The 21,641-nt window shown below is 61.1% G+C and carries 19 protein-coding genes and 2 pseudogenes; 15 read left to right on the forward strand and 6 right to left on the reverse strand.

Going from position 1 to position 21,641, the window contains the following annotated elements:
- Positions 1 to 56: 56 nt before the first annotated feature.
- From I8746_RS02590 to I8746_RS27435, 8 genes and pseudogenes are all read left to right on the forward strand, one after another.
- Positions 57 to 923, forward strand: a complete 867-nt coding sequence (locus I8746_RS02590) for a transporter (RefSeq protein ID WP_014756486.1) — start codon at positions 57 to 59, stop codon at positions 921 to 923.
- 54 nt (positions 924 to 977) lie between these two features.
- Positions 978 to 1,502 carry a group 1 truncated hemoglobin gene (locus I8746_RS02595; protein ID WP_014756485.1) on the forward strand — a complete coding sequence of 175 codons (525 nt, stop codon included), beginning with the start codon at positions 978 to 980 and terminating at the stop codon, positions 1,500 to 1,502.
- A gap of 189 nt (positions 1,503 to 1,691) precedes the next feature.
- Positions 1,692 to 3,206: an amidase gene (locus I8746_RS02600; protein ID WP_014756484.1), complete on the forward strand. Its 1,515-nt coding sequence runs from the start codon at positions 1,692 to 1,694 to the stop codon at positions 3,204 to 3,206.
- Between the two features lie 88 nt (positions 3,207 to 3,294).
- Positions 3,295 to 3,876 carry a nitrile hydratase subunit alpha gene (nthA, locus tag I8746_RS02605; RefSeq protein ID WP_014756483.1) on the forward strand — a complete coding sequence of 194 codons (582 nt, stop codon included), beginning with the start codon at positions 3,295 to 3,297 and terminating at the stop codon, positions 3,874 to 3,876.
- A 41-nt stretch (positions 3,877 to 3,917) separates the two neighbouring features.
- Positions 3,918 to 4,580, forward strand: coding sequence for a nitrile hydratase subunit beta (nthB, locus tag I8746_RS02610; RefSeq protein WP_012052492.1), 663 nt, complete (start codon positions 3,918 to 3,920; stop codon positions 4,578 to 4,580).
- Complete coding sequence (locus I8746_RS02615; RefSeq protein WP_221100118.1) at positions 4,577 to 5,839, forward strand: GTP-binding protein; 1,263 nt, start codon at positions 4,577 to 4,579, stop codon at positions 5,837 to 5,839. The genes nthB and I8746_RS02615 overlap by 4 nt, the downstream gene beginning before the upstream one ends.
- 349 nt (positions 5,840 to 6,188) lie before the next feature.
- Positions 6,189 to 6,851: pseudogene (locus I8746_RS27430) on the forward strand (PAS domain-containing protein); the annotation flags it as partial.
- A 30-nt stretch (positions 6,852 to 6,881) separates the two neighbouring features.
- Positions 6,882 to 7,136 (forward strand): annotated as a pseudogene (locus I8746_RS27435) (methyl-accepting chemotaxis protein); the annotation flags it as partial.
- Positions 7,137 to 7,205: 69 nt separating this feature from the next.
- On the opposite strand, the gene I8746_RS02625 reads toward I8746_RS27435, so the two are convergent.
- Positions 7,206 to 8,075: a DMT family transporter gene (locus I8746_RS02625; protein WP_017147647.1), complete on the reverse strand. Its 870-nt coding sequence runs from the start codon at positions 8,073 to 8,075 to the stop codon at positions 7,206 to 7,208.
- 121 nt (positions 8,076 to 8,196) lie between these two features.
- On the opposite strand from I8746_RS02625, the gene I8746_RS02630 reads away from it, so the two are divergent.
- Positions 8,197 to 9,579, forward strand: coding sequence for a PLP-dependent aminotransferase family protein (locus I8746_RS02630; RefSeq protein WP_221100119.1), 1,383 nt, complete (start codon positions 8,197 to 8,199; stop codon positions 9,577 to 9,579).
- 128 nt (positions 9,580 to 9,707) lie between these two features.
- On the opposite strand, the gene I8746_RS02635 is transcribed toward I8746_RS02630, so the two are convergent.
- Entirely contained in the window at positions 9,708 to 11,042 is a 1,335-nt protein-coding gene (locus I8746_RS02635; protein WP_014756475.1) for a HAMP domain-containing sensor histidine kinase, read from the reverse strand.
- Positions 11,039 to 11,698: a response regulator transcription factor gene (locus I8746_RS02640; protein ID WP_003248169.1), complete on the reverse strand. Its 660-nt coding sequence runs from the start codon at positions 11,696 to 11,698 to the stop codon at positions 11,039 to 11,041. The genes I8746_RS02635 and I8746_RS02640 overlap by 4 nt, the downstream gene beginning before the upstream one ends.
- A 132-nt stretch (positions 11,699 to 11,830) precedes the next feature.
- On the opposite strand from I8746_RS02640, the gene I8746_RS02645 reads away from it, so the two are divergent.
- The 6 genes from I8746_RS02645 to I8746_RS02670 all read left to right on the forward strand — a co-directional run bounded on the left by I8746_RS02645 (position 11,831) and on the right by I8746_RS02670 (position 17,336).
- On the forward strand, positions 11,831 to 12,154 hold the full coding sequence (locus tag I8746_RS02645) for a PepSY domain-containing protein (RefSeq protein WP_012052499.1): 324 nt from the start codon (positions 11,831 to 11,833) through the stop codon (positions 12,152 to 12,154).
- Between the two features lie 91 nt (positions 12,155 to 12,245).
- On the forward strand, positions 12,246 to 12,716 hold the full coding sequence (locus I8746_RS02650) for a DUF2271 domain-containing protein (RefSeq protein ID WP_003248166.1): 471 nt from the start codon (positions 12,246 to 12,248) through the stop codon (positions 12,714 to 12,716).
- A gap of 25 nt (positions 12,717 to 12,741) precedes the next feature.
- A complete protein-coding gene (locus tag I8746_RS02655) occupies positions 12,742 to 14,922 on the forward strand; it encodes a PepSY domain-containing protein (RefSeq protein ID WP_221100120.1) in 2,181 nt (726 codons plus the stop codon).
- Entirely contained in the window at positions 14,912 to 15,877 is a 966-nt protein-coding gene (locus I8746_RS02660) for an FAD:protein FMN transferase (protein WP_012052501.1), read from the forward strand. Before I8746_RS02655 ends, I8746_RS02660 begins: the two co-directional genes overlap by 11 nt.
- Before the next feature lie 69 nt (positions 15,878 to 15,946).
- Positions 15,947 to 16,648, forward strand: a complete 702-nt coding sequence (locus tag I8746_RS02665; RefSeq protein WP_221100121.1) for a VIT family protein — start codon at positions 15,947 to 15,949, stop codon at positions 16,646 to 16,648.
- A 211-nt stretch (positions 16,649 to 16,859) separates the two neighbouring features.
- On the forward strand, positions 16,860 to 17,336 hold the full coding sequence (locus I8746_RS02670; protein ID WP_012052503.1) for a GNAT family N-acetyltransferase: 477 nt from the start codon (positions 16,860 to 16,862) through the stop codon (positions 17,334 to 17,336).
- Between the two features lie 74 nt (positions 17,337 to 17,410).
- On the opposite strand, the gene I8746_RS02675 is transcribed toward I8746_RS02670, so the two are convergent.
- Genes I8746_RS02675 through I8746_RS02685 form a run of 3 tightly spaced genes read right to left on the reverse strand, consistent with a single transcriptional unit; the run spans position 17,411 to position 21,620 of the window.
- Positions 17,411 to 18,814 (reverse strand): ATP-binding protein, encoded by a 1,404-nt coding sequence (locus tag I8746_RS02675; RefSeq protein ID WP_221100122.1) that lies wholly within the window; start codon positions 18,812 to 18,814, stop codon positions 17,411 to 17,413.
- A complete protein-coding gene (locus tag I8746_RS02680; protein ID WP_221100123.1) occupies positions 18,811 to 20,625 on the reverse strand; it encodes a DAHL domain-containing protein in 1,815 nt (604 codons plus the stop codon). The genes I8746_RS02675 and I8746_RS02680 overlap by 4 nt, the downstream gene beginning before the upstream one ends.
- Positions 20,622 to 21,620, reverse strand: a complete 999-nt coding sequence (locus I8746_RS02685) for a cytochrome-c peroxidase (protein WP_221100173.1) — start codon at positions 21,618 to 21,620, stop codon at positions 20,622 to 20,624. Before I8746_RS02685 ends, I8746_RS02680 begins: the two co-directional genes overlap by 4 nt.
- Between the last annotated feature and the right edge of the window lie 21 nt (positions 21,621 to 21,641).

The raw sequence follows: 21,641 nt of genomic DNA on the forward strand, positions 1-21,641 counted from the left end.
CCTGCCGTCCCTGCGGCAGTGGGGCTCTTTTTGCCCAGAATAAAGGACCTCTGTCCATGAAACAGCTCCGTTACCTGATGCTCGCGGCAGCCGTGCCAAGCGTGTGTGTGCAAGCGTTCGAAGTTGATCCGGGTGATTATGAAGCGCTGCCGGTGGGTGCAACGATCGGTGTGGTCTATTACCAACACTCCACCACCGACAGCGCTTACGCCAACGGCCACAAAGTCAGCTCCGATTTCAAACTGACCTCCAACGTCGGCATCCTGCGGCTGCTGCACGTCTATCAATTGACTGATCGACTGACCCTGGAGCCGCAATTTCTGCTGCCGTTCGGCCGCGTATCGAGCAGCGGCGATGCCTCAGCCCTGGGCGACACCAGCGGCGTCGGTGACCTCACCCTGACGGCGCCGCTCAAGTACCGCTTGAACGATGCCAACGACATCCTTGGCGCCACCGTTTACCTCACCGCACCCACTGGCAATTACAACCGCGACGACGCGCTCAACCTTGGCGAGAACCGCTGGAAGGTCGATCTGCAGGCCGCCTACGTCAAACATTTGGGCGAAAAATGGGCTGTCGACCTGGTCGGTGATGCCATCTGGTACAGCGACAACGACGACTTCGGCTCCAGCTCTGCGCGCCGTGAACAGGAGGTTTCCTACGGGGCGCAACTGATGGGGCGCTACATCGTCGACCCAGGCACTTCACTGGCAATTGGCCTCGGTCACACCTGGGGCGGGGAAAACCAGATTGACGGAACGGCGCAGGACGACCGCGCCGAAACCACCAACTTCCGCGTCACCGCGAACAAGTTCTTCACCGCCAAGGACCAGTTGCAAGTGCAACTGGGGCGTGACCTCGCGGTAGAAAACGGCCCCAAGGAAAACTTCCGCCTCAACCTCAGGTACGTGCGGGTCTTTTAACCCCAGGCCCGACGGCACCAGCAAGCCCCCCCAGCAGATACGGAGCACCAGTACATGACTGATCAACAGGCAACCACTGAGCAGCAGCCCTCGTTGTATACCCGCCTTGGCGGCTACGACGCTATCTACCAGTTCGCCGGCGCTGTACTGCGCAAGACCATGGCCCACCCGGCGATCGGTCATATCTGGGCACATATGTCCGAGTCGACCTTCCAGAAGGAACACATCAACTTCGTCGACTTCCTCTCGCAACACTGGGGTGGCAACGCCAAGTACCGCGGCCGGGACATGGTTACCGCACACCGCGGCATGGGGCTTACCGAGGTTCATTGGCAAGCCACGCTGGATTGCCTGGAGGAGTGCTACAACGACTACAACCTGCCACCGGAGCTGCGCAAGGAGGTCAACGAGTTCATGGTCAAGTTCAAACCTGCCGTGATCGGCAGCCCTTCCTACCGCGATGTGGTACTGGCCAACCCCACGATGGACCCGGCCAAAGGTATGAAAAGCGTCGGCGTAGTGTGGCCCGGACGCACCGATTCGGCTGAGCAGGCAGCCGTGCCCAAGCTGGAACCGTAAACCCACCCGGCCACATTCAGGACGCACCCCACTTGGCGCAACGCAGTCCTGCTCAACAAAGCGACTGTCCTGCTCAACCAAGTGCCGCTCGCGCGCTGACGCTAGCTTGTTACCAGGGCCAGCCGCGGCGAGCCTCTCGAACAGTCATTTATCGGCCCCTGCGGCCTGCCACCGGAAACAGGACACCCCATGGCCATCATCCGCCCGACGCTCGAACAGTTGCAGGCCCTCGCCAGCCGCCTCCACATGCAACTGACCCCCGAACAAGCCAGCGAATACCTGGCGCTTATGCAGGCAAGCCTCGACGCCTATGACCTGGTTGACGAACTGCCGGACTTCATCCCCTTGGTGCGCTACGAGCGCACTGCGGGTTACCGACCCTCCAGCCGGGAGAACCCGTTGAACGCCTGGTACTACCGTACCGAGGTAATGGGCGCCAGCACCGGCAAACTGCTCGGCAAAACGGTCGCACTCAAGGACAACATCTCGCTGGCGGGCGTCCCGATGATGAACGGTGCCGCGCCACTGGCCGGTTTTGTACCGTCATTCGATGCCACCGTGGTTACGCGTTTGCTCGACGCCGGGGTGACCATCCTCGGCAAGGCCACTTGCGAGCACTACTGCCTGTCCGGCGCCAGCCACACCTCGGACCCGGCACCCGTGCACAACCCATTGCGCCCTGGTTTCAGCACCGGCGGCTCTTCGTCGGGCAGCGCCGCCCTGGTGGCTGCGGGCGAAGTTGACCTGGCGGTGGGCGGCGATCAGGGCGGTTCAGCGCGTATTCCCGCAGCGTGGTGCGGCATCTATGGCATGAAGCCGACTTTCGGGCTGGTGCCGTATACCGGGGTGATGGCGATCGAGGCCACCTTCGACCATGTCGGCCCGATGACCAGCAACGTGCGCGACAACGCGCTCATGCTCGAAGTCATGGCCGGTGCCGACGGCCTTGACCCACGCCAGGGCGTGCCCGAGGTTGATACCTATGCCAACTACCTTGAGCGCGGTGTACGCGGGCTGCGTATCGGCATCCTCCAGCAAGGGTTCCAGCTCGCTAACCTTGATCAGCGCGTTGGCGAAACGGTGCGCAGCGCCATCGCTCGCTTCGAGGCGTTGGGCGCAGTGGTCGAGGAAGTATCGGTTCCCGAGCATACGCTGGCGGGCTCGCTATGGAGCCCGATCGGCTGCGAAGGCCTGACCATGCAGATGATGCACGGCAACGGCGCGGGCTTTAACTGGAAGGGCCTGTATGACGTCGCCTTGCTCGACAAGCAGGCCGGCTGGCGAACCCAGGCCGACGCCCTGTCGCCCTCGCTCAAGCTGTGCATGCTGGTCGGCCAGTTTGGCCTGGAGCACTACCACGGCCGTTACTACGCAAAGGCGCAGAACCTCGCCCGTTTCGCTCGCGCGGGCTACGACAAGGCGCTGGAGCGCTACGACCTGCTGGTAATGCCAACCGTGCCCATCACCGCCCAGCCGCTGCCTGCGCCAGGTTGCTCGATCACCGAGAGTGTCGCGCGCGCGCTGGAGATGCTCGGCAATACCGCCGCACAAGACATCACCGGTCACCCGGCCATGTCCATCCCTTGCGGCCTGGTCGATGGCCTGCCGGTCGGGCTGATGCTGGTCGGCAAGCACTATGCCGAAGGCACGATCTATCAGGCAGCGGCAGCGTTCGAGGCCGCGGTGGACTGGCGCACGCTGTGACCCAGGCAGCAGGCGCTGCGCCCCTGCAAAAAAACAACTGGCACAACAACAGATTTCAACAACCGTGTTGGACGAGAGGAGTAATCCCATGACGGCAACTTCAACTCCTGGAGAGCGGGCGCGCGCATTGTTTGCAGTGCTCAAGCGCAAAGACCTCATCCCCGAGGGTTACATCGAACAGCTCACCCAGCTGATGGAACACGGCTGGAGCCCGGAAAACGGCGCGCGCATCGTCGCCAAGGCCTGGGTCGATCCGCAGTTTCGCGAGCTGCTGCTCAAGGACGCTACGGCCGCCTGCGCCCAGTTCGGCTTCACCGGTCCACAGGGCGAATACATCGTCGCCCTGGAAGACACTCCGCAGCTGAAAAACGTGATCGTCTGCAGCCTGTGCTCCTGCACGAACTGGCCGGTGCTGGGCCTGCCGCCTGAGTGGTACAAGGGCTTCGAGTTCCGTGCGCGGTTGGTCCGGGAGGGGCGCACGGTATTGCGCGAGCTGGGCACCGAGTTGCCCGGCGACATGGTGGTCAAGGTCTGGGACACCAGCGCTGAAAGCCGCTACCTGGTGCTGCCGCAACGGCCAGCGGGCTCAGAGCATATGAGCGAAGAGCAGTTGCGGCAACTGGTCACCAAGGACGTGCTGATCGGCGTCGCCCTGCCCCGCGTTGGCTGAGCAAGACCGCCCAACCCCATTCACCTTCCGGAGTGTTCAATATGGATGGCTTTCACGATCTCGGCGGTTTCCAGGGCTTTGGCAAAGTGCCCCACCGCATCAACAGCCTGAGCTACAAGCAGGTATTCAAGCAAGACTGGGAACACCTGGCCTACAGCCTGATGTTCATCGGCGTCGACCACCTGAACAAGTTCAGCGTCGACGAAATACGTCATGCCGTCGAACGCATTGACGTGCGCCAGCATGTCGGCACCGAATACTACGAACGTTATGTGATCGCCACTGCCACGCTGCTGGTCGAAACAGGCGTGATTACCCAGGCCGAACTGGATGAAACACTCGGCTCGCACTTCAAGCTGGCCAACCCCGCTCATGCGCAAGGGCGTGCTGCAATTACCGGCCGAGCGCCTTTTGAAGTGGGCGACCGGGTCATCGTACGCGATGAGTACGTGGCCGGGCATGTGCGCATGCCTGCGTACGTGCGCGGCAAACAAGGCGTAGTGCTGCACCGTACCACTGAACAGTGGCCATTTCCGGACGCGATTGGCCATGGCGACCAGAGCGCTGCGCATCAACCGACCTACCATGTCGAGTTCCGCGTGCGGGACCTGTGGGGCGATGCCGCAGACGACGGCCTGGTGGTGGTAGACCTGTTCGAAAGCTATCTGGACAGGGTCGAAAGCCCGCGAGTGGTGCGCGCATGAGTGCCGGCGCCCAGGCAGGCCGGCTGCCGGTGACGGTCCTTTCAGGCTTCCTCGGCGCAGGCAAGACCACCCTGCTCAACCACATCCTGCGCAACCGCCAGGGCCTGAAGGTGGCGGTTATCGTCAATGACATGAGCGAGGTCAACATCGATGCCGCCCAGGTCCAGCGCGACGTTGCGCTGTATCGTGGCCAAGATGAATTGATAGAGATGAGCAACGGCTGCATCTGCTGCACCCTGCGCGCCGACCTGCTTGAGCAGATCAGCGCGCTGGCGCGCCAGCAGCGTTTCGATTACCTGTTGATCGAGTCCACCGGGATTTCCGAGCCGATGCCAGTCGCCGAGACCTTTGCCTTTCTCGACGCCAACGGCTTCAGCCTCAGCGAACTGGCGCGGCTGGATACGCTGGTGACGGTGGTCGATGCCAGCCAGTTCATGGCCATGCTCGACTCACCCGAAACCGTCGCGCGGGCCGACGTCGCCACGGATGACAGCAGGCGCCCGCTGGCCGATCTGCTGATCGAGCAGGTCGAGTATGCCAACGTGATTCTGGTCAACAAACGCGACCTGGTCGACGAGGCGCAGTACCAGGCCCTGCAGGCAGTTCTCGCCGGGCTCAATCCAGGCGCACAGATCCTGCCGATGGTGGCCGGCAACGTCGCCCTGTCGAGCATCCTTGGCACTCAGCTGTTCGATTTGCCCAGCCTTGCCGCAGCGCCCGGCTGGATGAAACAGATGGACACGCACGACACCCCGGCCGGCGAGTCGCAGACCTATGGCGTGACGTCATGGGTCTACCGAGCGCGTGCCCCATTCCATCCGCAACGCTTGCTTGATTTTCTCGCACGGCCCTGGCGCAACGGCCGTCTTCTGCGCAGCAAAGGTTATTTCTGGCTTGCCAGCCACCACCGCGAGATCGCCTTGCTGGTGCACAGCGGCCAGCAGTTTCAATGGGACTACGTTGGCCATTGGTGGAACTTCATCGACCCGTCACAGTGGCCGCAGGACAAGTATCGCTTGCAGGGCATCATGGCCAAGTGGGACAGCATCGTCGGCGATTGCCGTCAGGAGCTGGTGTTCATTGGCCAGGACCTGGATACCCAGACACTGCAACGCGAACTCGACCATTGCCTGCTGAGTGCAGAAGAAATCGCCATCGGTCCGTTGGCCTGGGCAAGGTTGCCAGGGGCGAGCGCGTTTGACAGCCGGGCCTTGTCGGCCAGCAAAACGCAGTCATTACCGGCTGATGCCGTTTTCTAGTTGGAGGTATTGCATGCTGTTCTTCAACCGCACCAGCCGCTGGGTACTGGCGCCGCTCGCCGACCGCCTCGACCGGCCCGATCAACCTAGCGCACCGTTGTCGTCGAGTCACCCGCTCTTGCGCCGCATTCTGGCGGGCGTTGATCAGTTGTTGCACGAGCGGCGAACACTCAAGGAACAGGCCGGTGCGCTAGCCTCGCAGGTGAGCGAGCTTGAACAGCGACTGGCTGAGCGCGAGGACGTCGTGCGGCAACTGCAGACGCGCTGGACCGAGGTTACCCAGGGGGCCGATCAACTGTTCTGGCAACTGCACACCCTTGTCGCCACCCCACCGGCAGCGGAGTGCGCGATGGAGTGGACCGGCTCTGCCTCGCTGCAGGCACCCCGGCTGGCCCAGTTGGGTCAATGGAGCGAGCAACTGCATCCGGCTGATCGACCACTTCATCTGCAGGCACTGGCCCGGCACCTTGCCGACCGCAGCGGGCGCACACCGTTCGCGCTGGACGTGCGGATGAAGCTTGCCGCTGGCGGTGACTATCGTTGGTGTCGGGTCAGCGGCAATTCGCTGCGCGATGCACAAGGCGTCGCGATCACTATGACGGGCACGCTGCGCGACATCCATGCACAACACTTGCACATCCAGCAGGTGGAGTTGGCCGCCAAACGCTTCGAGATTGCCCGTGAGATGCTCCACGACGGCCTGTGGGATATCGAAGTGGTGGCCGGCGACCCGGCCAACCCGAACAACACCATCTGGTGGTCGTCACAAATGCGCAGGTTACTGGGCTGCAGCACCGTTGAAGAATTCCCGAACACCCTGGAAAGCTGGACCTCTCGCCTGCACCCCGATGACAGTGCCCGTGCTATCGCGGCATTTGTCGCCCATGTTGACGATCGCAGCGGTAGCACACCATTCGATGTGGAGTACCGGCTCAAGCACCAAAGCGGCGCCTACCGCTGGTTCCGCGGCCGTGGGCAGACCCGCCGTGCCCAGGATGGTGCGCCGCTGCGGGTAGTCGGGGCGATAACTGACATTCATGCCCGCCACGAAGAAAGCACCCTCCGCGAGGAGCAGGCCCAACAGCACCAGGTGATGCAGCAGACCCTGGGTAAGCTGACCCATATCGTCGCCACCATCCAGGGCATCGCCAGCCAGACCAACCTGCTTGCCTTGAACGCTGCCATCGAGGCTGCGCGCGCCGGTGAAGCCGGGCGGGGCTTTGCAGTGGTCGCCGATGAAGTGCGCAAGCTGGCCACGCGCACCAGCCAGGCAACCCGGCAAGCGGCGCAGATGATCGACAGCTGACCAAGCCCTGGCACGGTGTGGAAGGACTCAATAAGCATTGCGCTCTGCGTGGCTGTTCATTTAATGGGCATATTTCCTGGCCCCGTAAACACAGATGACAGCACCCAGCGTCACGAGAAGCATCGTCCAGCTGACATGCTCGTGCAAAAGCAACGCTGCCAGCCCAAGCCCCATGAACGGCTGAAAGAGTTGCAGTTGGCCCACAGCCGCAATCCCCCCCTGGACGAGCCCTCGGTACCAGAACACAAACCCGATCAGCATGCTGAACAGTGAAACGTAGCCAAAGCTGAGCCATGCAGGAGCACTTACCCTGGCAAAGTCATCAGGGGCTGGAAGATTGACCACCGTCAGCAGCAGCATGACCGGTAACGCTACAAGCAATGCCCAACTGATTACCTGCCAACCACCCAATGTCCGCGAGAGGCGCGCCCCTTCGGCATAGCCCAAACCACAGACCACAACCGCAGCCAACATCAGCAGATCGCCCACCGCCGATGCCTCGCCTCCGTTCATCAAGGCATAGCCAACGACCAGCCCGGCACCTGTCAACGAGCACAACCAGAACAGTGGCCGAGGTCGCTCACCGCCCCGCAGAACCGCAAATGCTGCGGTACACAATGGCAGGAGCCCGACAAAAACAATGGAATGAGCAGAGGTGATGTGCTGGAGGGCGAATGCTGTCAGTAGCGGGAAACCGATAACGACGCCGAGCGCTGTTACGGCCAATGGCGACAAATCACCCCGTTTGGGGCGAGGCTGCCGTAGCACGATCAGGAAAAGCGCACCCAGCATGGCGGCAATTGTTGCCCTGGCACAGGTCAGGAACGTAGGTTCGAAAGCCGTGACTGCCACTCGGGTGGCCGGCAACGAGCCTGCAAAGATGGCGACGCCTATGAAACCATTGAGCCATCCGCTTGCTGATTTTTCCATCGGTAAGTCCTCGATAAGCCAAGGTTCAGTACATCACCGACAGGCTCGCCCAGGCCATGTACAATCCAATACACTTAAACCGAACTGTTAGGCATATGTATCCAGCACAGTTGAGGGTGTGATGAAACGGAGCGCAACGCGAATTCGAACTGTCATGGGTGAGATCCAGTCGCGGATAGCCTCTCGAACCTACACCCCGGGCGCGAGAATCCCCTCGGTCCGCGCGATGGCTCAGGCCATGCAAGTGTCGGTTTCTACGGTGCTTGAGGCCTATGAAAGGTTGATGGCAGAGGGTGTACTCAACTCTCGCCCTGGCTCCGGCTTTTACGTAGCCGGGCCAGTGGCACCTCTGGTGCTCACCGAACTCGGCCCAAGGCTTGATCGTGAAGTGGACCCGCTGTGGATCTCGCGCCAGTCTCTAGACACCGCTAGCGATGCGTTGAAACCGGGGTGCGGGTGGCTACCTGCCTCCTGGATGTTCGAAGCCGGCTTGCGCAAGGCGCTTCGCACCGTTGCCCGTTCTGACACGTCGAAACTGACGGAGTACGCCTCGCCACTTGGGCATCTGCCGCTCAGGCAATTCTTGTCACGCAAGCTGACAGGCATCGGGATCGAAGCCCCTCTTGAACAGATCATGCTCACTGAGTCCGGCACCCACGCCATCGACCTGATCTGCCGTTTTCTGCTGGAGCCGGGGGACACTGTGCTGGTCGACGACCCCTGCTATTTCAATTTTCACGCATTGCTGAAAGCGCACAGGGTGAACATCGTAGGCGTTCCCTACACCGCGACGGGCCCGGACATCGATGCTTTCGGCGCAGCGCTGCTCGCGCATTCTCCCCGGTTGTACATAACCAATTCAGGCATCCACAACCCGACCGGCGCTACCCTGTCTCCGGTCACGGCACACAGGTTGCTGAAGCTGGCCGACAACTCCAGCCTGGTGATTGTAGAGGACGACATCTTCGGGGATTTCGAGAGTGCGCCAGCGCCACGGCTGTCTGCCTTCGATGGCCTCTCTCGTGTCATCCAGATCGGTAGCTTCTCCAAGACCATCTCCGCTTCGATTCGATGCGGCTACATCGCGGCTCGCAGTGACTGGATCGAGAGCCTGGTCGATCTCAAGATTGCGACCACATTCGGGGGTGGCCGCCTGGCCGCGGACATCATCCATCTGGCGATTACCGATAGCGGGTACCGGAAACACATGGAGAGTGTTCGCCTCAGGCTGGCCGAGGCTATGGACAGAACGGTAGCGAGGCTTCGGGCCATTGGCATCAAGCCCTGGATAACGCCCCAGTCAGGCATGTACGTCTGGTGCCAACTCCCTCAAGGCAAGGATGCAGCAACGCTGGCTCGGGCTTGCTTGAATGAAGGTGTAGTGCTGGCGCCTGGTAATGCGTTCAGCCAGTCGATGGCTGCGGGTGATTTCCTCCGTTTCAACGTTGCCCAATCAGGTGATGGCAAAATTTACGACGTGTTGAAACGGGCGCTGAGTGCTTAGTCGCGTGACCATCCCCGTTCTGCCTGAGCAAGGATCGTTAGATGCAGGCCTTCATCTCCTTACATTCAACCTGGCCGAGGCTCGGGTATCAGGAAAGCACTGTTGAACGTGGTGAGTTCCAGGGTCTTTCAGGATGGGGCAAGCGGTAACCAGATGCAGACTTCAAACCCATCGCGTCGACCTGTTGCCGGGGAGAACAATGCCATACGCGCGTTTACCCCCTGCACGATGGTTTTGGCAATCGCCAAGCCCAGCCCTGAACCACTGATCTCACTGTGACCGCGCACAAAACGCTCGGTCAGGTGCTCTAATACAGACTGCGGCACTGCCGGGCCGCTGTTGACTACCCGCAGCTGTGCCTGATCGGTGAGACTGACTTCGACCGGTTGGTCCGTTGCACCATACTTCAGCGCATTCTCAATCAGGTTGCGCAGCAGGATGCCAAACGCGTCCGGGTCAATGATCGAGTACACGCCGGCCTGACTTGGCAACTGCAACTCGATGCGCTGCCCGCTGCGCTGGTTCCACTCGTCGACGCCGTGGGCAAGCAACGGAATCAGGTCTTGTGGCGTTTCGGACAACAGCCCGCCGCCCTCCGCTTTGGCCAACTGCATGAGCTTTTCTGAAAGCCTTGAAAGCTCGCGCAACGCCTGCTCGATCTTCTGCGCACGCAGTCGCAGCGGACCTTCCGGCGCTTCGTGGTGTAACCGCTGGATCTGCGCCAGGGTCGAGGCCAATGGTGTGCGCAGCTCGTGAGCGCTGTTGGCGGTAAAGCTGCGCTCGGCCTCAAGGGCGTTGCGTAAGCGCTCCAGCAGGTGATTGACCGCCTCCGCCAACGGATCGATTTCTGCTGGCAGGTGCGCCACCTTGATCGGCGACAAGTCACCCACACCGCGCGTTTCAATGGCACGACGATAAGCCCGCACGCTGCGCAGGCTGAAACGTACAAACAACCAAGTGCCCGCCAGGCTGACAGGAATCAACACCATTAGAGGCAACAACAACGCAAACAAGGCCTCCCGCGCGGCTTCACGACGATGACCAAGCGGTTCGGCCATCTCGATGAACAGTGTCTGGCGCAATGCGCTAGCGCCATACAATCGGTATTTTTCAGAAGTGGAAAAGCCTTCAGACGGTTGTCGGTTGAAAATCTCCGGGTTGGCGTCGTGAGATTGCATCAGGATCTTGCCCTTGGCGTCGCGCACCAGGTAAGTCAGGTACTCCTTGTGCATCTTCAGCGTCGCGACGTGTTGTGCAGTCCGGGATTCTTCCCGATTGCTGATTTCCAGCACAGCCAAGGGCAGGATGCGTTGTGCTGTCTCTTCCAAGGCGCTATCGAACGCTTCGTTCAACTCATGCCGCACCACGAGCCAGGCCCCCACTGTCGCTACCAGCCAGAGTAAGGTCATACCAAGCGTCAGCCCCAGGCCGAGACGTATCTGCAGGCTCGAAGACGGCTTCATGCGGACATTAACCGGTAGCCCATGCCTCGCACGGTTTCGATCAGTTCGCGTCCGAGTTTTTTACGTAGACGGCTGATGTATACCTCGATGGTATTGCTCTCGATTTCAGCGCCGAACGCATACAGCCGCTCTTCGAGCTGCGACTTTGACAGCAGTGCGCTGGGGCGCTGCACAAACGCTTCGAACAGCGCCCATTCCCGCGCCGTGAGGTCCACCGTCGCACTGCCCCGCTGCACCGTGCGGGCACTCATGTCGACCTGCAAATCACCGAGTTTGATCTGTGGATTGGGGTTGCCGCTATAACGGCGGCCCACCGCTGCCACGCGGGCCGAGAGTTCAAACAGGTCGAACGGTTTGACCAGGTAGTCATCGGCGCCAGCGTTCAGGCCGGCGATACGATCGGAAATCTGATCCTGGGCGGTCAGGATAATCACGGGGGTCACGTCTCCTGCCGCGCGTTGTTGACGCAGAAAGTCCAACCCGCGCCCGTCCGGAAGCATCAGGTCCAGCAAGATCAGGTCGTAAGGCGTGGTGCGGACGCTGTTGCGCGCGTGGTCCAGGCGCTGTACCCAATCGACGGCGTGGCCGTCATCGGCAATTTGTTCGCGCACCGCCTCACCCAGGCCTGGAGCGTCCTCAACCAATAGAACCCGCATCTGACATCTCCTGAGATGGTTGCCTTGCAGCACCTTAATCGCCTTGCCTGATGTGAATCTGAAGATTCAGCTGGCTGTCAGGTAGGCACTTTAGGTTATGCCACAGACGCCGCCCTCGACAGGAGACAAGTCATGAAATCCGGTTTTATTGCCAATGCCACGCTGTTGGGCTTGCTGGTCAGCGGTTACACCCTGGCCGGTGACGACTGCAGCGACCCAGTAAGCGACTGGCAGCCTCGCGAAACCTTGCGTCAGCAGGTAGAGCGGCAATACGGCTGGCGCGTGCAGCGCATCAAGGTCGACGACGGCTGTTACGAACTCAAGGGCCTGGACCGCAAGGGCAATGACATCGAAGCCAGCTACTCCCCGGCATCGCTGCGCCTGAAGACACTCGAGGTCCATTTGCGCAATGACGGCGATGCCAATGACTATCTCGGCAGCCCGCTCGCCGAATGACAACTCACCTGTCTATGAATGTTCCTGCCGTTCAGGTTGCTGTCAGCCGGCAGGTCCAGGCTCTCGACCTGACGATCAAGAGGACACGCTCATGAAGAAGATCATCGCAGCAACCTGCCTCATCGGCGCCATTACCCTACCGGCGCTGGCCCAGGCCCGTGAAGTGACCCTGACCACGCAGCTCAAGGACTACAGCGGCAATGATGCCTACCTGGCGATCTACGTCACCGACGCCAATGGCCAGTACCAGAAAACCCTCTGGGTGGCCGGCAAGAAGGCCAAATATTACAAGCACCTGGCCGACTGGGCCCGTGGCAGCGGGATGAACCCGAGCGAGTTCGACGGGGTCAGCGGCGCCAGCGTCGGCAGTGGGGGCACGCTGAAAGTCAGCGTAGAACTCGCGGACACGCTGATTGATGCCGGGTATCAGATCCGCATCGACAGCGCCGTCGAGGACAAACGCGACGCCCGCGGCGATGTCAGCGTGCCGCTGACCTCCAAGGGCGCAGGCAAGCCCGCGACCGGCAATGCCTACGTCGACGCCTTTACTTACGACCTGTAGCACCCGCCACCTCCGGAGGCTGAACATGCTTCGTCAGTTCCATTCCCTTCCTGGCCTGATCGCCGCCCTGTTGGTCATGGTATTGGCCATCAGCGGCGCGATTCTGTCTGTCGAGCCGGCGCTGGAGCGTCTGCACAGCACGTCCACTTCTGCCGGGCAACTCAACGTCGGCCAACTTGCCGGGCGCGTGGCCAACCACTTTACGGGGGTGGAGCAGATCCAGCGCTCAGCGTCCGGCATGGTGACCGTCTACTACAACCAGAACGGCAAGGCCGGGGCGGAGAAGGTCGACCCACTGACCGGCCAAGGGCTCGCCCCTTACGAGCCATCCGCGTTCACCCGCTGGGTGAAAGACCTGCACCGCTCGCTGTTCCTTGGCACGCCGGGCCATGGGGTGTCGGGTGTTGGTGCCCTGCTCATGCTGGCGCTGTCAGTGTCCGGCGCGCTATTGCTGGCCCGACGCCTGGGTGGCTGGCGCAACCTGCTACGGCCGCTGCGGGGCACTTTCAGCCAGCGCTGGCATGCTGAAGTCGGGCGACTGGCCTTGCTCGGACTGTTGTTGTCGGCACTGAGCGGGGCCTACCTGTCCGCCACCACGTTTGGTTTTATCGCCGACGGCAGTCAAGCTGAACCCGCCTTCCCTGCCCACGTCAGCGCCGGCCCGGCCTTGCCGGTGGCAAAACTGCAGGCCTTGCAAGCCACCGACCTGAACGACCTGCGCGAGCTGGTCTACCCGAGCCCCGGCAACCCTCGCGATGTGTTTTCCCTGCGCACAGCACAGGGCGATGGCTACGTGGACCAAGCCAGCGGCGCCTTGCTGTCCTATCAAGCCCACGACCCAATGCTCAACCTCTATGAATTGATCTACCAGTTGCACACTGGCGAAGGCCTCTGGTGGCTGGGCCTGCTGCTCGGGCTCTGCGCCCTCTGCGTGCCGTTGATGAGCGTGACCGGCATTCTGTTATGGTGGCGCCGCCGCAAAGCTGGCCCGCGCCTCCGCCACAACAGCCCTGCTTATGCCGCCGACAGCGTGATTCTGGTGGGCAGTGAAAACAACAGCACCTGGGGTTTTGCCAAAACCTTGCATGACGCCTTGCACCAAAGCGGCCATCAGGTGCACAGCGCGGCGATGAATGACTGGTTGGGCGATTACCCTAATGCCAAACGAGTGTTCATCCTTACCGCGACCCACGGTGACGGCGATGCGCCGGCCTCGGCTTCGCAGTTCCTGACGCGGCTGGCCAAAACCGGCGTCAAGCCCGGCCTCCCCTTTGCGGTGCTGGGCCTGGGCGACCGCCAATTTGCGCGATTCTGTCGGTACGCCCATCAAGTGCAGCATGCGATGTTGCAGGCCGGTGGCTCGCCATTGCTGGGGCTGGAGACCGTCAACCGCCAGTGCCCTCAGGCGTTTGCGCGTTGGGGCCACGCGCTGGGCGACGTGTTGGGGCAGGCGCTGGCGCTGGTTCACACCCCGCAGCAGCCGCGCACCCATTCATTGGAGCTGACAGAGCGGATTGCCTATGGCGAACAGGTCAATGCACCGACCCATGTCCTGCGCTTCAACGCTCGCGGCGGACTGCCGAATTTTCTGGCCGGCGACCTGGTCGGGATTCTGCCCCCGGGCAGCCCAATCCCGCGCTTCTACTCGCTGGCCAGCGGTTCCCAGGACGGCGTGCTGGAGATCTGTGTGCGTAAACATAGCGGGGGCATGTGCTCGGAATTTCTTCACGGCCTGGACATTGGCGCGCAGATTGACGCCTTCATTCAGCCCAACCCGCAATTTCGTCCGGCATCGGGCACGCACCCGGTAATTCTGATCGGCGCCGGTACCGGTATTGGTCCTTTGGCCGGTTTTATCCGCAACAACAAGGCCCGACACCCGATGCACCTGTATTGGGGCGGGCGCAACCCGGCCTCGGACTTTCTCTACGAACCGGAGCTCAACCAATACTTGTCGGACCGCCGCCTGACGCAATTGCACGCCGCCTTTTCTCAAGTCCAGGAACGCAGCTACGTACAAGACCGGCTGATCAGTGATGCCCTCGCCTTGCGCCGGCTGATTGAAAAAGGTGCCCAAGTGCTGGTGTGTGGCAGTCGCGAAATGGCCAAAGGCGTGATGCAGGCCCTGGATGAAGTCTTGGCGCCCCTCCACCTCAGCGTGCTGATCCTCAAGGCACAAGGACGCTACCGTGAAGATGTCTACTGAGTTGCAGCGTTATAGCCTGAACGGCGAAACCATGGGCACCCGCTACACCGCCCTGTTTTATGCCGGGGCCGGGATGGATACCGACGAACTTGGCCAGCAGCTGGCCCGCGCCGTGGCCCGGGTGGACCAGCAAATGTCCACCTGGAAACCCGAGTCGGACCTCAACCGCCTCAATGCCGCCCCCGAGCAGGAATGGGTATCGGTGCCCAAGGAACTGGTCACGGTGCTGTCTGCTGCATTGCGCGTCAGCCGGCAATCCGGCGGCGCCTTCGACATCGCTGTCGGTGACCTGGTGAGCGCGTGGGGCTTCGGCCCAGCGGCGCGGCAGGTCACAACGCAGGTGATCGATTCCCCTGCGCCGCGCACCCGGCTGTTAGCCAGCGGCGCATTGGAGGTTGAGCCACAACGCAACCAGGTGCGCAAGCGCGTGCCGCTGAGCCTTGACTTGAGTGGGATTGCCAAAGGGTTTGGCGTGGATGAACTGGCCCGTTGCCTGGAAGGTTCAGGTATCACGCGGTACTTGGTCGGTATCGATGGCGAGATGCGCGCCCGGGGCGTCAAACCTGACGGACAATGCTGGGTCGTGGCGCTGGAAAAGCCCAAAAGGGGCGTGCGGGAAGTCATGGGCGTCATGGCGCTTAGCGATATGTCAATCGCGACCTCCGGGGACTACCGGCAGTGGGTCGACATAGCCGGTCAGTCCTATGCTCACACCATGAACCCGGCCACCGGCGCACCACTGTGCAACGCGCTCGCCGCCGTTACCGTGATGGCGACCTCGTGCATGCTCGCCGATGCCTGGGCCACGGCGCTGATGGTCCTGGGCGAAACCGAGGGCCCTCGTCTGGCTCAGGAACGCGGGATGGACGCACTGTTCGTGCTGCGCGAAGGTGAGCTGTTCAGGGAAATATCCATTGTCGGCGGACAGCTGCAGGTGCAAATTGAAGCCCGCTGACGCCGGCTGCCGGCCCGCTCGGCAGCCGTGCAACGTGAACCGCCTGATGACAGGGAGCCGCGTCAAACAATGAAATTCATACACAGGCACACCGAGGCACACAGAAGTGATCGTATCGGCTGGCTACGCGCCGCTGTCCTGGGTGCCAACGACGGCATTGTCTCTACCGCCAGCCTGCTGATTGGGGTCGCGGCGGCCAACGCCAGCCACGCCACGTTGCTGGTCACCGGAATGGCGGGGCTGATGGCCGGGGCCATGTCCATGGCCGCTGGCGAGTACATTTCGGTGCACTCCCAGGCCGATACCGAGCGGGCGGACCTGTCCCGCGAACGGGCAGAACTGGCCAGCGACCCGAAAGCTGAGCACGCCGAACTCGCCAACATCTACATGCAGCGTGGGGTAGCACCCGAGCTGGCACATCAAGTGGCCGATCAATTGATGGCCCATGACGCATTGGGCTCCCACGCCCGCGACGAACTGGGCATCAGCGCCACGCTCACCGCCAAACCGTTGCAGGCCGCCCTGGCGTCCGCCGCGAGCTTCGTGGTGGGCGCCGCCTTGCCGCTGGCGGTGACGTTTGTCGCACCGGAGCACAGCGTGGGCCCCTGGATATCGGGCATGTCATTGGTATTTCTCGGGGCGTTGGGGGCTATTGCCGCCAAGGCTGGCGGGGCCAGCATCATGACGGGCGCCTGGCGGGTGACCTTCTGGGGGGCGTTGGCCATGGGCGTCACGGCACTGGTGGGACACTTGTTTGGCGCGGTGGTCTAGCGCGAGAATCGGGCTTCAGGCCGCGCCATTGGCGGCCTATGCATCGATCCTGCCTAATACCGTTCGGCCAGGGCGCAGAACTCAGCGTCGGAGTATTCGGCCCAGTTTCTTCGATGTCATGAATTGTCTCAGCTGGTACGAATCTGAAGATTGAAAAGGGGCAATGGCAGGCGCTATAAATCAGGTTTAAAGCCGTTCGACAAGGCACATCATGCAGCTGCATTTCCGGCGTCTGAGCGACGCCCCCATCGCCGACATCATCGCACTCAATAACAACCCCGATGTCTTGCGCCAAATGCCTTTGGGTCGTCCCGACTTTGACGAACGCAAATGCAAGGTGTGGGTTGCCCAAAAAGAGGCCCAATGGGCACTGAATGGCTATGGTCCCTGGGCTTTTTTCGTTGACGGTCAATTCGCCGGCTGGGGTGGCCTGCAGCAGGAAGACGGCGACGCTGATCTTGCCTTGGTGCTTCATCCAGACTACTGGGGGCTCGGCAGAGTGATTTTCGATGAGATCGTACGGCGCGCTTTCCAGGAGATGGGGCTAGCGTCCATTACCCTATTGCTTCCATCAACCAGAACTCGAATCAAAGGTATTCTTCGCCTGGGGTTTTGCCTTGACGCAGAGGTGGATATCGACGGCACGCCCTTCTCACGCTATCGGCTACTCGCCACCGCAAAACATTGACTGGTTGGCGGGATCGCCGGGGCACGCATCCCCTGCCCTTTGGGGGTTGTGGCATACCCACCCCGCGTGCGCTATCACAGCGTTGCGCTCTGCTTTACCGGCAGTTGCACGCGAAATGTTGTTCCTACTCCGACCTGGCTTGATACGGATATCTCTCCACCGTGTTTCTTTACAATGCCGTAGGAAAGGGACAGGCCTAGCCCGGTTCCTTGGCCGACGGGCTTGGTGGTGAAAAAAGGATCGAAGATTTTCTTGATGTTCTCCGGTGCTATCCCAGCGCCTGTATCCGCAACGTCGATGCACACCCAGCCGCCTTGATGAACAGTGCCCAATGTGATGGTGCCCCGCTCGGGGCCCATGGCTTGGACGGCATTGAGCACAAGGTTCATTATCACTTGGTTGATCTGCGACGGCAGGCATTCGACAGGGGGTAACGGCTGGTACCGTTTTACCACGTCGGCTTTATGTTTCAGCTCGCTCGCGACGATGTTGAGCGTGGAGTCAATGCCCTGCTGCAAATCGGCTAATTGCCACTGCTGAGCGTTGTCAACGCGCGAGAAGTCTTTGAGGTCCTTGACGATATGCGCCACTCGACCGATTCCCTCCTTGGACTCCTTGATGAGGATCGGGATGTCTTCCATGAGGAATTCCAGCTCAGTCTGCTCACGAAGCCTTTGCAAACGCCCCGTGGTTTCGTTTTCGCCGAGCATCAGTTCGGCCTCGCGATAGGCGTCGAGCATCGCTAACAGTTGTTGAAAGTACCCTCCCAGAGTGCCCAGGTTGGAGGACACGAAACCGATCGGATTGTTGATCTCGTGCGCCACGCCGGCGGCCATCTGCCCCAACGAGGCGAGCTTCTCCGATTGCACCAGCTGGCTTTCCAGCTGCTTGCGCTCCTCGATCTCCTGCTGCAGCGCCTCGCTGGCCTGGGTCAGTTGCTGGGTACGCCGCTCTACCCGCTGTTCGAGCTGGTGCATTTTCAGCGAGGCTCGTTGGGTCATTTCCCACTTGGTCAGCAAGGTGCTGGCCATTTGCTGGACCTCGATGTTGTCGAACGGTTTTTTCAGGATCAGCAGGCGATCGTGGGCCTGCAGCCGGTCGAGCAACTCATCCCAGGAATAGTCCGAGTAGGCGGTGCAGACGACTACCTGCAACAGCGGGTCCTCTTCCCACAGGTGCTCAATGGTTTGAGCGCCATCCCATCCGCCTGGCATTCGCATGTCGACGAAGGCTAACGCGTAAGGCTTGCTGGCCTGCAGCGCACGCTTCAGCAGGCCGAGCCCTTCCTCACCGCCATAGGCTGAATCGAGTTCGAATACCGGTCGGTCGTTCTTGATCTGCTCGCCAAACAACAACCCTTCCATCTCGTCCAGTTCTGTGTTCTGCGCTTTGGCCGGGGCAAGGATCTTGCGAAAATCCTCGTGGATAGTCGGCATGTCATCGATCAGCAGGATCCGGCGATTGGTCAGGTCACTCATGCAGGCTCCGTCACCGCGATCAGCGGGATCCTCAGGGTAAAGACAGCACCCAGGCCAGGGCCGTCGCTGTGTGCGGTCAGGTGACCATTCATCTCGATGGCGGCCAAGGCGCAACTGTGCAAGCCGAAGCCATGCCCGTCCTTGCGCGTGGTGAAGCCATGGGCAAAGATCTTCTGCAGGTTTTCGGGCGCAATGCCTTCGCCCTCATCCAGCACGCTCATTTCCAGCAAGCCCCCCTCAATGATGCGCGTCCTGAGGATCATCGTCCGTGGGTCGCTGCCGGGGCCGGACATGGCGTACTTGGCGTTGCTGATCAGGTTGATCAGTATCAGCAACAGCCGATGCCGGTCGCCCATCACCAGAGGCAGATCTGCGAAGTCGCGCACTACCCTCACCTGATGCCGGATCAACGCGCCTGCGTTCATGCGCAGCGCGTCCTCGACCAGGTCGTTGACCGACAGCGGCACTGGCACATTTTTAGCCCCGGCGTAGGATTGCTGGGTGGCCACCACTTCCTTGATGTGGTCGATGCTCTTGTTCATCCGCTCCAGCTCGATCACCATCTCCTTCTGCTCCTCGGCGATCGCCTCGGTCAGTTGGTGGAGGTAGCCGGGAAGCAACCGGCCTCTGGGATCCTCGTCGAGAAACCGACCGATGTCAGTGGCATGCTCGCGGAACAGTTGCATGGCCTTGCCCAAACCCTGGGTTTTGCTGCTGCGCAACGTTCGAGCGATCAGATCAGAGGATGTGTTCACGCTGTTGAGCACGTTGCCCACGTTGTGCAACACATTGGTAGCGATCTCCGCCATGCCTGCTTGGCGCGCCGCGTTAAGCAATTCGCTTTGAGCGTTTCTGAGTTCCAGGGTGCGATCCTCGACCCGCTGTTCCAGGACGTCATTGGCGCTTTGCAATGCGTTGTTGACCCGTCTCACCTCGGCGAAGCTGCGCACCAGCAGCGCAGCCAGGCAAATGACCGAGAACATCAGCAAGCCGGATAGCCATAACGTGTAGAGATGGTTTTTACGGTTGATCCTTTCAACCTGCTGTTGATCCCTGTCCAGGAGGCTGGTGATCGTATCCAGGCGTTCGGCAACCGGGATCGCCTCGATCTGTTCGAGCAGGCGGTTGACGACAGGTTGCTCGCGCAGGATCAACGCCACGTGATTGCTCAACAAATAAAGGGACGTGTGGAATTCTTTGGGCAGGTTCTCCGCGTTAACAGCCAGGTTACCTAACCCCACCTCTATCTCGGCAGCCCTTTCCACAGAGGTAACCTGCGCAAACTCCAGGGCACTTAGCAACAGGTCATAAGTGTCAGTGACGAATACGTGTACCTCCGGCTGATTCGGGGCCAGCATGGTGTTGATCTGGGCCTGAATGCCGTCTTCGGCTGTGGGTAGAAATGCCAACGAATTTCGCAGCAAGGCATTGTGCGATTTGAATTGCTCCACGAGCCGAGCCTTTTCCCCAAACGCAGAGAGAAAACCGTCATAGGCATCGCGCCACTGGTCTGAGTCAACGCGCCCTTGTTCGGCTTCCCGGCTGTCGAATCGTGCCCACAGCCGCTTCATCTCCTTGAGGGGGGTCACGAGTGGATCATAGTTATGAGAGACGGCTACCCGGGCCTTGAGCACCTCGTTTTCCCATACAGCATCCTGTTGCTTGAGCTGACGAATGAGATCTCGGGATTCGTTGTAGGTCTGGGTCTGCTCTGACCCGGAATTCAGGTACAGGTACAGCAGCATCGACGCCAGTACAAGGACCAACCCACTGAATAGAATCAGGCTTGTGCGCCGGGAAATCACCCTCATGGCTGACCCACCTTTCCAGCAGTAAGGGTTTTGAGGAACAGCATGATGAGCCTGCGGTCCTCATCACTTGGGATTCGTCCAAGCTGATACTGAAACATCACGTCAATCGCACGCTCCAGCGTAGGCGCCGAGCCATCGTGAAAATAGGGCGCGGTCACCGCCACATTGCGCAGGCTCGGCACTTTGAACACGCCCCGGTCGGCCTCCTCTCCGGTCACGTTGAAGCGGCCCTGATCCGCCTCGGTAGGGTGGCCGCGGTCCGCGATGTAGTCGCCGAACACGCCAAATTTCTGGAACATGTTGCCCCCAATATTCACCCCTTGGTGGCAGGCGATGCAGCCATAGTCCTTGAAGCGCTGGTAGCCGTATTTTTCCTCCAGGGTAAGCGCCTCGGTATCGCCCTGCAGGTAACGATCGAAGCGCGCGCCAGGGGTAAGAAGCGTCCTTTGGTAATCGGCCAACGCGCTGAGGATGTTGTCCTTTGTCACCGCGTCCGGGTAGGCATCCTTGAACGCCTGGCGGTAATGCACGTCTGCGGCGATGCGCTGCTCGATCACGCGCCAGTCTCCGCCCATCTCGTGAGCGCTGGTGATCACGGCCTCCCCCTGCTCCTCGAGTGACTCGACCCGGCCATTCCAGAACTGTCGGAAATTAAGGCTGGCATTGAGTACCGTTGGCGTATTGAGCGTAAGCGGCAGGCCATCTGCCCCCATGGAAAACGCCCGGTCATCGGCCCCGTACTTGTCCAGACGGTGACAGCTGGCGCAGGACCGTGTGCCGTTGCGCGACAACCGCGGATCGTTGAACAACTGGCGGCCCAACTCGACACGCCCAGGTGTCAGAGTGGGTATCGGAGGCAGCGGCTTGAGCGGCTCGTCCAGCGGCTCCGCACCGCTGCCTCCGCTCAGAACGAGCAGCACCCACAGGCACAGACAACGGCGCAAGCGCTGCAGGTGAAGAGCGGAACGATAACGACAGGTTGTGCGCGCTGACATCCGGGAGAATCCTTTTCCCTG

Origin of the sequence: Pseudomonas sp. USTB-Z (genome assembly GCF_019691255.1) — a bacterium.
Lineage (GTDB): Bacteria > Pseudomonadota > Gammaproteobacteria > Pseudomonadales > Pseudomonadaceae > Aquipseudomonas > Aquipseudomonas alloputida.

Excerpts from the sequence above, each read along its gene's own strand:
- I8746_RS02675 (WP_221100122.1), bottom strand. The coding sequence starts at position 18,814 with ATGAGTGACCTGACCAATCGCCGGATCCTGCTGATCGATGACATGCCG.
- I8746_RS02650 (WP_003248166.1), top strand. The coding sequence starts at position 12,246 with ATGAAGAAGATCATCGCAGCAACCTGCCTCATCGGCGCCATTACCCTA.
- I8746_RS02660 (WP_012052501.1), top strand. The coding sequence starts at position 14,912 with ATGTCTACTGAGTTGCAGCGTTATAGCCTGAACGGCGAAACCATGGGC.
- I8746_RS02680 (WP_221100123.1), bottom strand. The coding sequence starts at position 20,625 with ATGAGGGTGATTTCCCGGCGCACAAGCCTGATTCTATTCAGTGGGTTG.
- I8746_RS02635 (WP_014756475.1), bottom strand. The coding sequence starts at position 11,042 with ATGAAGCCGTCTTCGAGCCTGCAGATACGTCTCGGCCTGGGGCTGACG.
- I8746_RS02630 (WP_221100119.1), top strand. The coding sequence starts at position 8,197 with ATGAAACGGAGCGCAACGCGAATTCGAACTGTCATGGGTGAGATCCAG.
- I8746_RS02655 (WP_221100120.1), top strand. The coding sequence starts at position 12,742 with ATGCTTCGTCAGTTCCATTCCCTTCCTGGCCTGATCGCCGCCCTGTTG.
- I8746_RS02590 (WP_014756486.1), top strand. The coding sequence starts at position 57 with ATGAAACAGCTCCGTTACCTGATGCTCGCGGCAGCCGTGCCAAGCGTG.
- I8746_RS02595 (WP_014756485.1), top strand. The coding sequence starts at position 978 with ATGACTGATCAACAGGCAACCACTGAGCAGCAGCCCTCGTTGTATACC.
- I8746_RS02645 (WP_012052499.1), top strand. The coding sequence starts at position 11,831 with ATGAAATCCGGTTTTATTGCCAATGCCACGCTGTTGGGCTTGCTGGTC.
- I8746_RS02685 (WP_221100173.1), bottom strand. The coding sequence starts at position 21,620 with ATGTCAGCGCGCACAACCTGTCGTTATCGTTCCGCTCTTCACCTGCAG.
- nthB (WP_012052492.1), top strand. The coding sequence starts at position 3,918 with ATGGATGGCTTTCACGATCTCGGCGGTTTCCAGGGCTTTGGCAAAGTG.
- I8746_RS02670 (WP_012052503.1), top strand. The coding sequence starts at position 16,860 with ATGCAGCTGCATTTCCGGCGTCTGAGCGACGCCCCCATCGCCGACATC.
- I8746_RS02600 (WP_014756484.1), top strand. The coding sequence starts at position 1,692 with ATGGCCATCATCCGCCCGACGCTCGAACAGTTGCAGGCCCTCGCCAGC.
- I8746_RS02625 (WP_017147647.1), bottom strand. The coding sequence starts at position 8,075 with ATGGAAAAATCAGCAAGCGGATGGCTCAATGGTTTCATAGGCGTCGCC.
- I8746_RS02640 (WP_003248169.1), bottom strand. The coding sequence starts at position 11,698 with ATGCGGGTTCTATTGGTTGAGGACGCTCCAGGCCTGGGTGAGGCGGTG.
- nthA (WP_014756483.1), top strand. The coding sequence starts at position 3,295 with ATGACGGCAACTTCAACTCCTGGAGAGCGGGCGCGCGCATTGTTTGCA.
- I8746_RS02615 (WP_221100118.1), top strand. The coding sequence starts at position 4,577 with ATGAGTGCCGGCGCCCAGGCAGGCCGGCTGCCGGTGACGGTCCTTTCA.
- I8746_RS02665 (WP_221100121.1), top strand. The coding sequence starts at position 15,947 with ATGAAATTCATACACAGGCACACCGAGGCACACAGAAGTGATCGTATC.